Annotated in this window: 16 protein-coding genes; 9 read left to right on the top strand and 7 right to left on the bottom strand. The window is 66.8% G+C overall.

Going from position 1 to position 13,577, the window contains the following annotated elements:
• Positions 1 to 226 precede the first annotated feature (226 nt).
• The 4 genes from rplM to erpA all read left to right on the top strand — a co-directional run bounded on the left by rplM (position 227) and on the right by erpA (position 2,154).
• Positions 227 to 655, top strand: a complete 429-nt coding sequence (rplM, locus tag J5T34_RS02260; protein WP_006576930.1) for a 50S ribosomal protein L13 — start codon at positions 227 to 229, stop codon at positions 653 to 655.
• A gap of 11 nt (positions 656 to 666) precedes the next feature.
• Positions 667 to 1,059, top strand: coding sequence for a 30S ribosomal protein S9 (gene rpsI / locus J5T34_RS02255; protein ID WP_006576929.1), 393 nt, complete (start codon positions 667 to 669; stop codon positions 1,057 to 1,059).
• Between the two features lie 194 nt (positions 1,060 to 1,253).
• Positions 1,254 to 1,667: a bactofilin family protein gene (locus J5T34_RS02250; RefSeq protein WP_174106853.1), complete on the top strand. Its 414-nt coding sequence runs from the start codon at positions 1,254 to 1,256 to the stop codon at positions 1,665 to 1,667.
• 118 nt (positions 1,668 to 1,785) lie between these two features.
• Positions 1,786 to 2,154, top strand: a complete 369-nt coding sequence (erpA, locus tag J5T34_RS02245) for an iron-sulfur cluster insertion protein ErpA (RefSeq protein ID WP_006576927.1) — start codon at positions 1,786 to 1,788, stop codon at positions 2,152 to 2,154.
• A gap of 76 nt (positions 2,155 to 2,230) precedes the next feature.
• Here the strand turns inward: erpA and J5T34_RS02240 are convergent, their stop codons facing one another.
• The 3 genes from J5T34_RS02240 to J5T34_RS02230 all read right to left on the bottom strand — a co-directional run bounded on the left by J5T34_RS02240 (position 2,231) and on the right by J5T34_RS02230 (position 5,643).
• Positions 2,231 to 3,025 (bottom strand): phytanoyl-CoA dioxygenase family protein, encoded by a 795-nt coding sequence (locus tag J5T34_RS02240; RefSeq protein ID WP_208578294.1) that lies wholly within the window; start codon positions 3,023 to 3,025, stop codon positions 2,231 to 2,233.
• 88 nt (positions 3,026 to 3,113) lie between these two features.
• A complete protein-coding gene (locus J5T34_RS02235) occupies positions 3,114 to 4,235 on the bottom strand; it encodes an anhydro-N-acetylmuramic acid kinase (protein ID WP_208578289.1) in 1,122 nt (373 codons plus the stop codon).
• A 31-nt stretch (positions 4,236 to 4,266) separates the two neighbouring features.
• Positions 4,267 to 5,643, bottom strand: a complete 1,377-nt coding sequence (locus J5T34_RS02230) for a M23 family metallopeptidase (RefSeq protein ID WP_208578286.1) — start codon at positions 5,641 to 5,643, stop codon at positions 4,267 to 4,269.
• Between the two features lie 214 nt (positions 5,644 to 5,857).
• Here J5T34_RS02230 and tyrS point away from each other — a divergent pair, with 214 nt between their 5' ends.
• From tyrS to J5T34_RS02210, 4 genes are all read left to right on the top strand, one after another.
• Entirely contained in the window at positions 5,858 to 7,099 is a 1,242-nt protein-coding gene (tyrS, locus tag J5T34_RS02225) for a tyrosine--tRNA ligase (RefSeq protein ID WP_208578284.1), read from the top strand.
• A gap of 11 nt (positions 7,100 to 7,110) precedes the next feature.
• Positions 7,111 to 7,626, top strand: a complete 516-nt coding sequence (gene dtd / locus J5T34_RS02220; protein WP_208578282.1) for a D-aminoacyl-tRNA deacylase — start codon at positions 7,111 to 7,113, stop codon at positions 7,624 to 7,626.
• Between the two features lie 16 nt (positions 7,627 to 7,642).
• Positions 7,643 to 8,305 carry a YbhB/YbcL family Raf kinase inhibitor-like protein gene (locus tag J5T34_RS02215; RefSeq protein WP_208578274.1) on the top strand — a complete coding sequence of 221 codons (663 nt, stop codon included), beginning with the start codon at positions 7,643 to 7,645 and terminating at the stop codon, positions 8,303 to 8,305.
• Positions 8,306 to 8,377: 72 nt separating this feature from the next.
• A complete protein-coding gene (locus tag J5T34_RS02210) occupies positions 8,378 to 9,055 on the top strand; it encodes a histidine phosphatase family protein (protein WP_208578272.1) in 678 nt (225 codons plus the stop codon).
• A gap of 15 nt (positions 9,056 to 9,070) precedes the next feature.
• Here J5T34_RS02210 and J5T34_RS02205 read toward each other — a convergent pair whose 3' ends face one another.
• Positions 9,071 to 9,793: a queuosine precursor transporter gene (locus J5T34_RS02205; protein ID WP_208578270.1), complete on the bottom strand. Its 723-nt coding sequence runs from the start codon at positions 9,791 to 9,793 to the stop codon at positions 9,071 to 9,073.
• Between the two features lie 172 nt (positions 9,794 to 9,965).
• Between J5T34_RS02205 and tam the strand changes: the two genes are divergently transcribed.
• Positions 9,966 to 10,733 carry a trans-aconitate 2-methyltransferase gene (tam, locus tag J5T34_RS02200; RefSeq protein ID WP_208578268.1) on the top strand — a complete coding sequence of 256 codons (768 nt, stop codon included), beginning with the start codon at positions 9,966 to 9,968 and terminating at the stop codon, positions 10,731 to 10,733.
• A gap of 45 nt (positions 10,734 to 10,778) precedes the next feature.
• Here tam and J5T34_RS02195 read toward each other — a convergent pair whose 3' ends face one another.
• Genes J5T34_RS02195 through lptF form a run of 3 tightly spaced genes read right to left on the bottom strand, consistent with a single transcriptional unit; the run spans position 10,779 to position 13,504 of the window.
• Positions 10,779 to 11,228: a sirohydrochlorin chelatase gene (locus J5T34_RS02195; RefSeq protein WP_208578266.1), complete on the bottom strand. Its 450-nt coding sequence runs from the start codon at positions 11,226 to 11,228 to the stop codon at positions 10,779 to 10,781.
• A 3-nt stretch (positions 11,229 to 11,231) separates the two neighbouring features.
• Positions 11,232 to 12,386 (bottom strand): LPS export ABC transporter permease LptG, encoded by a 1,155-nt coding sequence (lptG, locus tag J5T34_RS02190; RefSeq protein ID WP_208578264.1) that lies wholly within the window; start codon positions 12,384 to 12,386, stop codon positions 11,232 to 11,234.
• Entirely contained in the window at positions 12,383 to 13,504 is a 1,122-nt protein-coding gene (gene lptF / locus J5T34_RS02185) for an LPS export ABC transporter permease LptF (RefSeq protein ID WP_208578262.1), read from the bottom strand. Before lptF ends, lptG begins: the two co-directional genes overlap by 4 nt.
• Positions 13,505 to 13,577 lie beyond the last annotated feature (73 nt).

Below are 13,577 nucleotides of genomic sequence, written 5' to 3'. Positions count from 1 at the left end.
CAAAGTGGTCTGCGAGACGCTGCATGACCCAGTCCCTTGACGGCAAACGCAATGTTTGCTTGTGCCGAGTGGGAAACCGCAAGTATAATCGAGGGCTTTTCCGTCATGCCCGCGGAAGAAGAACTCAGGGAGAGCCTGCACACACAAGCAGGAAGGTCAGGTCCAAAGGGCCGGCCGACGACGCAAGTCATGTTACGGGCAGGTTCTACAAGTCTCAGGAAAGATCATGAAAACCTTTTCCGCCAAGCCTCATGAGGTAAAGCGCGACTGGTTCGTGATTGACGCGACGGACAAAGTCCTCGGCCGTGTCGCCAGCGAAGTGGCACGCCGTCTGCGCGGCAAACACAAGCCGGAATTTACTCCGCACGTCGACACGGGCGACTACATCATCGTCGTCAACGCGGCCAAACTGCGTGTCACCGGCACGAAAGAAACCGACAAGAAGTACTACCGTCACTCGGGCTACCCGGGCGGTATCTACGAAACCACGTTCGGCAAGATGCAACAGCGTTTCCCGGGCCGCGCCCTGGAAAAGGCTGTCAAGGGCATGCTGCCGAAGGGTCCGCTGGGCTATGCGATGATCAAGAAGCTGAAGGTTTACGCCGAAGCCGAGCATCCGCATGAAGCGCAGCAGCCCAAGGCGCTGGAAATCTAAGGGGGCCATCCATGATCGGAAATTGGAATTACGGTACTGGCCGCCGCAAGAGCGCTGTGGCACGTGTCTTCATCAAGTCGGGTAAGGGCGACATCGTCGTCAACGGCAAGCCCATCAACGAGTACTTCGCTCGCGAAACCTCGCTGATGATCGTGCGCCAGCCGCTCGAGCTGACCGCTCACGCGCAGACCTTCGACATCAAGGTCAACGTGACCGGCGGCGGCGAAACCGGCCAGGCCGGTGCGGTGCGCCACGGCATCACCCGCGCGCTGATCGACTATGACGCCACGCTGAAGTCCGCGCTGTCCAAGGCCGGCTTCGTCACCCGCGATGCGCGTGAAGTCGAGCGTAAGAAGGTCGGTCTGCACAAGGCACGTCGTCGCAAGCAGTTCTCGAAGCGTTGATGCGCCGGGCAAGCCGGGATCCTGTCCCAGCTTGCGCAGCCAGCAAAAACCGCACGCCAGTCGTGCGGTTTTTGTTTTGGGAGGTGTCATCGCCTGGAGCGTTGTTGCGACATCACGGTGGGACGGGCAGTTGGCCGCACAATGCATCGTCATGGATACAATGGCGCTTTCCCAAGTTTCCCAGTGAGGCCGCGATGCTGTTTTCGAAGAAGAAAGGGTTGACGATCGACACCCTGATCGGTCGCCAGACCGTCGTCGAAGGCGACCTGCACTTCTCGGGCGGCCTGCGCCTCGATGGCCGCGTGCGCGGCAACGTGCTGGCCGTGGCCGGGCAGCCCAGCATGCTGGTCGTCAGCGAGACCGGCGTGGTCGAAGGGGAGGTCAAGGTCGGCCACCTGGTGCTCAACGGCACCGTGACCGGGCCGGTGCATGCCGCCGAGCTGCTGGAATTGCAGCCGCAGGCCCGCGTGCAAGGCGAAGTGCACTACGCGGCGCTGGAAATGCACCAGGGGGCGATTGTCGAGGGCCGTCTGGTCCCGCTCGGGAACACCGAGCCCAAGGCGCTGCCCAACCTGAAACTGGCCGCAGGCAGCGAGGAAAGCGCCTGAGGCCGCGCGTACCGGAAATGCGGAAATGCGCGTGCACAGAGCCCCTTGAATCGATGGGGGATCGGCACGATCTTTCCAGTGCGCTTAGAATACCGGCGTATCTAAATAGGAGAACCCCATGAACGCAGTCGCAGAGGCACCCATTACCGAGGACGTGCCGGCCCCGTTCGTCTTTACCGACAGCGCCGCCGACAAGGTCAAGCAGTTGATCGAGGAAGAGGGCAATGCCGATCTGAAACTGCGCGTCTTCGTGCAGGGCGGCGGTTGTTCCGGCTTCCAGTACGGCTTCACTTTCGACGAGGAAGTGAATGAAGACGACACCACGATGGTCAAGAACGGCGTCACGCTGCTGATCGATTCGATGAGCTACCAATATCTGGTCGGCGCGGAGATCGATTACAAGGAAGACATCAACGGCGCCCAGTTCGTGATCAAGAACCCGAACGCCACGACCACCTGCGGTTGCGGCTCGTCGTTCTCGGTCTGACGCAGTCCGCCTCAGCGAAAAGCGCACCCTCGGGTGCGCTTTTTTGTTGCCTTGTTGACCGTGTTCGCGGGCCTTACTACACCGCCCGCCACACCACCGGAAACCAGTCCTCCCGCATACGGTCCCCATCGGCCAGCCCGATGCCCGGGAAGGGCGGCGACGTGCGCCCGGGCCGCTCGACATAGCGCACGTCATCGCCGAGAAAGCGCGCCGAAAAGGCCCGCCGGCGTCCGCTGCCGGTATTGCCGGCGGCGCCATGCACGGTGCGGAAGTCGAACACCACCGCGTCGCCCGGCTCAAGTTCCGGCGTCAGGATCCGGTGCAAGCCATCCTCGACGTCCGGCATCTCCATGAAGGCGTCGTCGCCGGCATAGAAGTTATCGTTGCTGGCCCAGCGCTTGGGCCGCACCAGCTTGGGCCAGCGATGCGAGCCGAGTACCACGTGCAGCGTGTTGGCCGTCGTGACCGGGTCCAGCGGGATCCAGTAGCTGGCGGTCTGACTGCCGTCGACGCAGTAATAGGGCAGGTCCTGGTGCCAGGGCGTCGGCTTTGCCGTGCCCGGTTCCTTGACGAGGATGTGCTCGTGGAACACCTGCGCCGCCTGCGAGCGCATCAGCTGCCCCGCGATCGCGGCCGCCGGCGATTCCCGCATGAAGGCCGCGAAGGCGGGGATGCGCTGCCAGTTGCAGTAGTCCTCGAAGAAGCGGCCGCTCTCGCCGCTGCGTACGTTTTCGATGGCAAACGGCCCCGGCGCGGCGAGGTTCTGCTCGAACCCTTCGCGCAGCCGCTCGACCCAGTCCGTGAAGGCCCCGCGCAGAACCAGCGCGCCGTCGCGCTGGTAGGCCTCGATCTGTGTGATGCTGATCTCCATCGCTACTCCCCCTCTTTATTGGTGTGGGCGGTCACGACAGTATCTCACCCTGCACAGGGTGGCCAGTCAGCCAGCAGAAGGCAGCGCCTCAGCGCGGATAGATCGCGCCGAGCACGCGCGGGCCGGCGGCGCCCGTCACGGTCGGCATATTGCCCGGCTCGCGGCGCAGGCATTGGCGCGCCAGCCAGGCAAAGGCGAGCGCCTCGACCTGGGAGACCGGTACGCCGAAGTCGTCCGACGTCTGTACCGTGACGCCGGGCAACGCGGCCGCCAGGCGCGCCATCACGAAGCCGTTGCAGGCGCCGCCGCCGCAGACGATCAGGCGGCGCGTATCCGGCGCGTAGTGGCGGATGTCTCCGGCGATGGCCTCGGCCGTCAGCGCCGCCAGCGTCGCCTGCACGTGTTGCGGATCGCGTTCGGTGCCCTGCAGCTGCGCGTCGAGCCAGGCCGGATGGAACAGGTCGCGGCCGGTGCTCTTGGGAGGAGGCTGCTTGAAATACGGCTCGTCGAGCAGCCGCGCCAGCAGCGCCTCGTCGATGCGGCCGCCTGCCGCCCAGTCGCCGTTGGCGTCGAAGGGAAGGCCGCGATGGCGGGCAATCCAGTGGTCCAGCAGCGCATTGCCGGGGCCGCAGTCGAAGCCGATCACCGGCTCGCCGTCGCCCGGCAGCACGCTGATATTGGAGATGCCGCCGATATTGCAGACCACGCGGGTCTCGCCCGCCAGGCCGAACAGCGCGTGGTGCACGGCCGGCACCAGCGGCGCGCCTTGTCCGCCCGCGGCGATATCGCGGCTGCGGAAATCGGCGATCACGTCGATGCCGGTCAGCTCGGCCAGCAGCGCGGGATGCTGGCTCTGCCGTGTATAGCCGATGCCGTCGTAACGGCCGGGACGATGGCGAATGGTCTGGCCATGTGCGCCGATCGCGGCGATCGCGTCGGCTGGCACCTCGGCTTCGCGCAGCAGCGCGGCGACGCAGTCGGCATAGACGCGCGCCAGCACATTGGCGGCCAGTGCCTCGCGATGGATCTCGTCGTCGCCGGGCTGTTGCAGCGCGCCGAAGGCGGCGCGCAGGCTGTCGGGGAAGGGTTGATGGCTGGCCGCGAGGACGCGGGGCTGCGCCCCGGCGAAGTCCACCAGCACGCCGTCGGCCCCGTCCATGCTGGTGCCGGACATCAGGCCGATCAGGAGTTCGGGGCGCGTGGCGGACATCGCGGCGTGGGGCGGTGCGCTCGGTGCCGCGTCAGTTGCCGTTGGAGGCGACGTTGTAGGTGCGCAGCGCGTTGATCCGGCTCAGCATGTCGCTGGTGTAGCTCAGGAACTGCTGGCGCGCGCGGCCGGTCAGCGCCGGCGATTCCATCAGCGTGATCGTCAACGGGTTCTGAGGCACGTCGTTGTGGCGGAACTCGTAGTGCAGGTGCGGACCGGTGGCCCAGCCGGTCGAGCCGACGTAGCCGATCAGCTGCCCCTGCATCACGCGCTGGCCTTGCTGGATGCCGGCAAAGCGCGACAGATGCGCGTAATAGGTCGAGTAGCCGTTGTGGTGCCTGATGACGACGATATTGCCGTAGCCGTTCTGCTGGCCGACGAAATCGACTTCCCCGTCGCCGGTGGCGAAGACCTTGGTGCCGGTCGGCGCGGCGAAATCCACGCCCTTGTGCTGCTGCCACTGGTGGTGCAGCGGGTGGTCGCGGCCGCCGAAGCCCGACGACATCCGCGAGAACTCGACCGGCGAACGCAGGAACGGCCGCTTCATGCTGCGTCCGTCGAAGGTGTAGTAGGCGCCGTTCTTGCCGTCCGGCGCGTACCACAGCGCCTGGTGCAGCTGATTGCGGTTGATCAGTTCGATCGCGACCACGCGGCCGTTGCGCACGAACGCGCCGTCGCGATAGCCCGATTCGTAGACGATGCGGAAGCGGTCGCCCTTGACGATGTCGTGGTGGAAGTCGATCACGCCCGAGAAGATCGAGATCATCTGGTCGACCACCTCGTCCGGCACGTTGGCCGCATCCATCGCCTTGAAGAAGCCGCCGGTGCCGATCGTGCCCGAGCCCATCTCGTAGTGCAGCTCGTTCTTGACGACCTCGATGCGTGCCTTGTAGTCCGGATCGGCCAGATCGCCGGCGCGCTCGATCACCAGCTGGCGCGAGATCGACACGTCGCCGCCCAGATTGGCCTGCAGCGACACCAGCAGATTGCTCTGGTCGACCTCCGCCTGCACGATCTGGCCCGGTTCGAGCTTGAACAGGCCACGCGCGGTCGGGTTCTTGTGGATGAAGGCCTGCGCGTCGGGGTCGTCGACGCCGAGGCGCTTGAGCAGCGTGGCGATGGTGTCGCCGCGCTGCATGCGCTCCTGGCGCACGAAGGTGGCGCTGGTATCGGTCAGCCGCTCGAGCTGGTCGCGCAGGTCGGGCAGGCGCATGCCCTGGACCACGCGGGGCGCGTCGGGATCGTCGTAGGCGGTGCGCGGTGCGACGCCCATGGCCGCGGCCATGCCGAGCGTAAAGACGGTCGCGACCGAAGCCGTCAACTGCTTGCGGCGGCGCGCATGCAGCGCATGGGTCGGATCGACGAGCACCACGAGCTCACGCGCGAAAACTTCGCGGAGTCTGGACCACATCACGTAAAATTCTGCCTTGGTTCGGGCTCCGCTGCCGCGACGATCTGTGCGTGTCTGCCTTCCTCCCCCGAGGTGCGGCGCGGGCTGTCTTTCGTTTGCCGCCTACAATGGCGGTTGGCCGACGGGATGGCTCCCGGCTGGCCGAATCGGCGGATTATACCAAAAAGTTCCCCGGTGTCCGCCCGAATGTTCATGTATTTCAACGACTTAAGTCATGACCGACGTATCCTCCGGCGCCGCGACCTCCTACCCCTTGACACCGTCCGTGATGCACGCGCTGGAAGTGTCCAGGCGCGGCTGCGACGAACTGCTGATCGAATCCGAATGGCTGCAGAAGCTGGCGCGTAGCGAGGCCACCGGCGTGCCGTTGCGGATCAAGCTGGGGCTGGATCCGACCGCGCCGGACATCCACATCGGGCACACGGTGGTGCTCAACAAGATGCGCCAGCTGCAGGACCTCGGCCATCAGGTCATCTTCCTGATCGGCGACTTCACCTCGACCATCGGCGATCCGTCCGGCCGCAACAGCACCCGGCCGCCGCTGACGCGCGAACAGATCGAAGCCAACGCGCAGACCTATTACCGCCAGGCCAGCCTGGTGCTCGACCCGTCGAAGACCGAGATCCGCTACAACAGCGAGTGGTGCGACCCGTTGGGCGCGCGCGGCATGATCCAGCTCGCCGCCAAGTACACCGTCGCCCGCATGATGGAGCGCGACGACTTCACCAAACGCTACCGGTCTGGGATTCCGATTTCGGTCCATGAGTTCCTTTACCCCCTGATGCAGGGCTACGACTCAGTAGCATTGAAGTCCGATCTCGAGCTGGGCGGTACCGACCAGAAGTTCAATCTGCTGGTCGGCCGCGAACTGCAGAAGGAATACGGCCAGGAGCCGCAGTGCATTCTGACCATGCCGCTGCTGGTCGGCCTGGACGGCGTCGAGAAGATGTCCAAGTCCAAGGGCAACTACGTCGGTGTGACGGAGCCGCCCAGCGAGATGTTCGGCAAGCTGATGAGTATCTCGGACGATCTGATGTGGCGCTACTACGAATTGCTGTCGTTCCGCCCGCTGTCCGAGATCGACCTGATGAAGCAGGAAGTGGCGCTTGGCCGCAACCCGCGCGACTGCAAGGTGATGCTGGCGCAGGAAATCGTCACGCGCTTCCACAGCGGCGCCGACGCCGACAAGGCGCTGGAGGACTTCAACCACCGCGCGCGCGGCGGCGTGCCCGACGAGATCCCGGAGGTCAGCCTGTCCGGCGCGCCGCTGGGCATCGCCCAGTTGCTCAAGCAGGCCAACCTGGTGCCATCGTCGTCCGAGGCCAACCGCAATATCGACCAGGGCGGGGTGCGCATCGACGGCACCCAGATCAGCGACAAGGCGCTGAAGGTCGAGCCCGGCACCTATGTGGTCCAGGTCGGCAAGCGCCGTTTCGCGCGCGTGACGCTGTCCTGAGGCGGGGCTCGATGATTGCCCTGATCCAGCGCGTGGCGCGAGCCAGCGTGACGGTCGATGGCCGTGTCACCGGCGAAATCGGTGCCGGCCTGCTGGCGCTGGTCTGCGCCGAACGCGGCGACACCGAGAGCGAGGCCGAGCGCCTGCTGGCCAAGCTGCTGGGCTATCGCGTGTTCTCGGATGCCGCCGGCAAGATGAACCTGCCGGTGCGCGACATCGACGGCCAGGGCACGCCCGGCGGCCTGCTGGTGGTGTCGCAGTTCACGCTGGCCGCCGATACCAACAGCGGCACGCGCCCGAGCTTCACGCCGGCGGCCTCGCCGGAAGACGGCCGGCGGCTGTACGAGCATTTCGTCGCCCGGGCGCGCGCCGCCCATCCCGAGGTGCAGACCGGCGAGTTCGGCGCGATGATGCAGGTCAGCCTGGTCAACGACGGTCCGGTCACGTTCTGGCTGCGGGTGCCACCGCCATCGCCGCCATCGCCGTCCGCATCGTCATCCACGCCGCCCCGCGCGGCCACCCCGTAACCGCAAGGAGACAAGCATGAGACTCTGGAGCAACGCCTTTGCCGACATGGCGCCGATTCCCGGCGAGTTCGCCTTTGCCGTGCCGGACGCCGCCAGCCACGTCACGCTGTCCAGCAACCGCAATCCCGACCTGCACTGGGAAGGCGCACCGTCCGGCACGCGCTCGTTCGTGCTGATCTGCCACGATCCCGACGTGCCCAGCCGCGGCGACGACGTCAACCAGGAAGGCCGCGAAGTGCCGGCGGATCTGCCGCGCGTGGACTTTTTCCATTGGGTGCTGGTCGACATCCCGCCGGGCCTGACCACGATCTCGGCCGGCTCGCACAGCGACGGCGTGATCGCACGCGGCAAGCCCGGGCCGGACGCGACCGGCGGCACCGCGGCCGCGGGCGGCCTGCGCCACGGCATCAACGACTACACCAACTGGTTTGCCGGCGACAAGGACATGGGCGGCGACTACTACGGCTACGACGGCCCGTGCCCGCCGTGGAACGACACGATCGTGCACCACTACGTGTTCACGATCTACGCGCTGGACCTGGACCGCCTGCCGCTCGAGGGCCGTTTCACCGGCGCCCAGGTGCGCGAGGCGATCGAAGGCCATGTGCTCGACCAGGCCAGCCTGACCGGCACCTATACCCTGAATCCGAAACTGGCGGCGACGCAGTCGGCCGCCTGACGCCGCCGCAGCCGCCTATACCAAGAATCAGCCAAGAATCAGCGCGCACCCGGCGCGCGCGAAGGAAACGGCATGACGTTCACGCCCGGGCCGCAGTCGCTGCTGGCCATCACCCATCTGATCGTGATCCGACACGGCGAAACGGCCTGGAACCGCGAACGGCGCCTGCAGGGGCAGCTCGATATCCCGCTGAACGAGACCGGCCACGCGCAGGCCCGCGCGCTGGCCGGTTCGCTGGCGGGCGAGCCGATCGATGCCATCTATTCGAGCGACCTGTCGCGCGCGATGCAGACGGCCGCGCCGCTGTCGCAGGCGATCGGCGTGCCGGTCCAGCCCGAGCCGCGGCTGCGCGAGCGTTGCTACGGCACGCTGGAAGGCATGACCTATGCGGAGGTCGCGCAGCAGCGGCCCGAGGACTTTGCCCGCTGGCAGGCGCGCGTGCCGGACTACGCACCGCCGCAGGGCGAATCGCTGCGCGATTTTCATGAGCGGGCGGTCGAGGTGGTGCTGGCGCTGGTGCGCCGCCATCCTGGCGAGCGCATCGCGCTGGTCGCGCACGGCGGCGTGCTGGACTGCCTGTATCGCGAGGCCACCGGCATGACGCTGGAAGCGCCGCGCGAGCACGAACTGCTCAATGCCAGCGTCAATCGCCTGCGCAGCGACAGCTACCGGCTGACCGTGGCGCAATGGGCCGACGTCAGCCACCTGGCGGCGCTGACGCTGGACGAAGTCGACCGGCGCGTGCCCTGATCGATTGGAGCCGCGCTATACCCGCAGCCGGAACGGCGTGAAGTCGGTGTCGTGGTCGTACCAGTCCTCGTTCTCGGCCCGCTTCAGGAACGCCACCACGCGATAGGTGACCGGCGTCATCACGACTTCCCAGCCGGTCTTGAGCACGTATTGCGCCACTGCGACCTGGATCACCTTCTCCAGCGGCCAGATCCCGTAGAACGCGATCACGTAGAACAACGACGAGTCGACCAGTTCGCCGGCCAGCGTCGAGCCGATCGTGCGGGTCCACAGCCAGCGGCCGCGCGTCCATAGCTTCATCTTGGCCAGCACGTAGCTGTTGGTGAAGCTGCCGCAGCAGAAGGCGATCAGCGAGCCGAGCGCGATGCGCCAGGTGTTGCCGAACACGTCCTGCAGGCTCTTCTGATAGTCGGCCATGAATGGCGCCACCGGCATCGACAGCACCACCACACTCATGAAGGTGGCGAAGGCCAGCGCCGCGAAGCCCGCCCACACCACGCGCCGGTCGCGTCCATAGCCGTAGACCTCGGTCAGCACGTCGCCGAAGATGTACGAGACCGGGAAGAACAGCACGCCGGCGCCGAATGTCACCGGGCCGATCCACGGCAGCGTGACCTGCGCCGCCTTGGCCGCGCCGATCAGGTTGGAGCACAGCAGCACGGTGACGAAGGCCACCATCACCAGATCGTAGTAGCGGTAAACGCGGCCGGTGCGGGGCGCGGCGCGGGTTGTGGTCATGGTGTTCCCTGGTTTTTTGCTGGCGATTATGCCAGCAGCCGGTGGGGCCGGCAGGCAGCGCTGCGGCTCGCTGCAGCCCGGTGCAGCCCGCTCGCGGCCCTCTGCAGGCGCGGAGGACGAGGTGTATCGTTGGGGCATCCGTCGACCGCCCAACCACCGGGAGCCCATCGCCATGACCTGGTCCTCCAACCAGTACCTGCAATTCGAAGACGAAAGAACACGGCCGGCGCGCGAGCTGCTCGCTGCCGTGCCGACGCAGACGGTCCGCAGCGCCATCGACCTGGGCTGCGGGCCCGGCAATTCCACCGAGGCGCTGGCCGCGCGCTATCCCGATGCGCAGATCGTCGGCCTGGACAGCTCGCAGGACATGATCGACGCCGCGCGCAAGCGGCTGCCGCAGTTCCGCTTTGAACTGGGCGACATCAGCGCCTGGCGCGATCCGGGGCCGTACGATCTGGTGCTCGCCAACGCCGCGCTGCAATGGGTGCCGGACCACGCCGCGCTGTTCCCCTCGCTGGCGCAGCGGCTTGCGCCGGGCGGCAGCCTGGCGGTGCAGATGCCCGACAACCTCGATCAGCCGACCCATCGGCTGATGCGCGAGGTCGCGGCGGACGGGCCGTGGGCGCAGGCGCTGTCGCAGGCCGCGGCCGCGCGCACCACGCTGCCGCCCGCGGGCTGGTACTACGATCTGCTGCGGCCGCATTGCGCGCGCGTCGACATCTGGCGCACGACCTATCACCACACGCTGGCGGGCGCGCCGGCGGTGGTCGAATGGTTGAAGGGAACGGGACTGCGGCCTTTCCTGGAGCCGCTCGATGCGGCGCAGCGCGAGGCCTTTCTGGCGCGCTATACGGCCGCGATCGAGCAAGCCTATCCGGCGCAGGTCGATGGGGTGGTGCTGCTGCCGTTTCCGCGGCTGTTCATCGTGGCGACGCGATAACGCAGTGGGGCGCCAAAGCCGTCGTCGCGCGATAACGCCGCGGCGTCAATCCTGGCCGGGGGCAGCGTCGACGGCCGCGTCGGCGAGTGCAGCCGCGCAATAGGCCGCGATCGCGTCGAGCACGCTGTCGGCCTCGCCGACCGCCGCCGCGCAGCGGATCCGGACGCCCGGCAGACGCCCGCGGCAATCGTCCAGCAGCGCCGGCAGATCGCGGCGCAGATGGCCGCCCTGGCCGAAAAACACCGGCACCACCAGGATGTCGTCGATGCCCTGCGCGGCAAGCTGCGCCAGCGTGTCGGGCAGGTCCGGTTCCATCAGTTCAAGGAAGGCCAGCCTGACCGCGCAGTCGGGCAGCATCGTGGTCAGCCGCGCATGCAGCCGGTCGAACGGCTCGCGCCAGCGCGCATCGCGCGCGCCGTGAGCGAACAGCACGAGCGCCTGGCGGGCCGGCTTGTCGCCGGGCTTGTCGCTGGACAGGTCCGCGCGCGATGCCATCGCTCAATGCCGGTCGACCCAGCGCAGCGCCGTCAGCGCGACCAGCAGATACAGCGTGCCCGGCAACAGCGCGGAGACGATCGGCGGCCAGGTGTGCAGCAGGCCCACGTGCGAGAACAGCGTGTTGGACAGGTGGAAGGACAGCCCCAGCATGATGCCGCCGAACACCTTGATGCCGACCGCGCCGGCGCGCGCATGCAGATAGGCGAACGGCAGCGCCAGCGCCATCATCACGAACAGTGTCAGCGGATAGACCACCTTCTTCCAGAAGGCGATCTCGTAGCGCTGCGTGTCCTGCTTGTTGTCGCGCAGATGGCGGATATAGCGGAACAGGTCCAGCGTCGACATGCGCTCGGGCGTCACCAGCAGCACCGACAGGATCTGCGGCGTGAGTTCCGAATGCATCGTCATGTCGGGAAAGCTCTTGCGCTCGGCTCTGAACGCGGGCGCCAGTCCGTCGCGCTGCGCACCCGGCTGCGACGGCGATTCGGCGAAGCGGGTCTCGGTGACCTTGGACAGTTGCCACGACTGGTCGCCGCGATAGCGGCCTTCCTCGGCGACGCGGATCACGCTGAGCCGGTAGTCGGGATCGAACTCGTAGATCGTCACGCCGTTGATGGTCTGGTCCGGCTTCAGGCCCGCCACGTTGACGAAGCGGGTCAGCTCGGCGCCGGTGGCCGGATCCTTGCCGCGGTCCTTGACCCAGACACCCGAGCGGAAGCCCGACGAGACCGTCGCACCCAGCGAATCGAGCTTGACCTTCTGCGCGTACTGCTCGGTCTTCGGCCCGATGAACTCGCCGAACAGGAAGGTCGCGATCGCCAGCGGAATCGCCAGCTTGAACAGCGAGAACAGCGCCTGCCGCGTATTGAGCCCGGCCACGCGGAAGATGGTGTACTCCGACTGGCTCGCCAGCTGGGAGAACACATAGATCGCGCTGATCAGCGCCGCAATCGGCAGCACCTCGTAGATCCGGGTCGGCGCCTGCAGCACCACGTGGAAGAAGGCGACCAGCGAGGTGTAGCCGCCCGTCACGTTCTCCAGCTCGTTGAGCATGTCGAAGAACACGAACAGCGCCAGCACCGCGAACAGGATGAAGGCAAAGACGCCGTAGATCAGCCGGCCGAAGTAGCGCTCGTAGACGTGCAGCAGCCTCATGCCATCTCTCCCTGCGCCGTGCGGCGGCGCAGGCCGAACACCGCGCGCCAGCCGCCCAGGGCGTAGCGCTGGCGGTAGCGGAACAGCATCACCGCGCCGAGGAAGGCCAGCAGGTGGAACGGCCACCAGGCCAGCCCGAACGGCAGCGAGCCGGAACGGACCCAGGCCTGCGACAGGTTGATCAGGTTGCTGTAGGTCAGGTAGATCAGCACGGCGAACACCAGCGGCGTGTAGCGGCCCAGACGCGGGTTCACATAGGCCAGCGGGATCGCGATCAGCACGAAGTTGAAGGCGAGGATCGGCAGCGACAGCCGCCAGATCAGCTCGCCCAGGTTCTCGTTGGTCGGATTGCGCAGCAGCTCGATGGTGTCGCGGCTCTTGACCGGCAGGTTGGCGTCGCTCTCGGGCGGCTTGCTGTCGACCTTGACGGCATAGCGGTCGAACTCGACGATGCGGTAGTCCAGCTTGCCGGGGGTGCCCGCATAGCGGCGGCCGTCCTCCATCACCACCAGCCGGTCTCCGTTGGGCATGGTCTCGAACTGGCCCTGATGGGCCAGCGCCACGCCGATCTTGCCGGCCTCGGCATTGGCGACGAAGACATTGCGCGCATGGCGCATATCGCCGTCGATGCTCTCGATGAACAGCACGTAATTGCCGTTGGCCGGCTCGATGAAGCGGCCGGCCGCGATCATCGACAGCACGCCGCGCTGCTGGAAGCGGTCGCGGAACAGCGCGCTCTGCTGGTTGGCCCAGGGCCAGGCGAAGGCGCCGAGGAACAGCGCCAATATCACGAACGGCGCCGCGAACTGCAGCACGGGCTTGATGAAGTCGCGCAGCGACAGGCCGGCCGAGAACCAGACCACCATCTCGGAGTCCTTGTACCAGCGCGTCAGCACGATCAGCGTGGAGATGAACAACGTCGCGCACAGCAGGATCGCCAGGTAGCCGAGGGCGGCCAGGCCGATCAGCATCAGCACGTCGTTGGGGCTGGCGCGGCCGGTGGCGGCCATGCCGAGAATACGGATCACGAGCGAGGTCAGCATGAAGGTCAGCATGACCAGGAACACCGCGCCGGCGGTGTAGGCGAGCTCGCGACGCAAGGCTTGTTGAAAAATCATGCGATGTCGGTTCCGGGCTGCCGGCCAGCGCGGCGGCGGCGCACGCCGGCGGCTGACGAAGGGTACGGCGTCA

Origin of the sequence: Cupriavidus gilardii (assembly GCF_017598945.1) — a bacterium.
Lineage (GTDB): Bacteria > Pseudomonadota > Gammaproteobacteria > Burkholderiales > Burkholderiaceae > Cupriavidus > Cupriavidus gilardii_E.
This window is presented reverse-complemented; position numbering and strand designations above follow the sequence as displayed.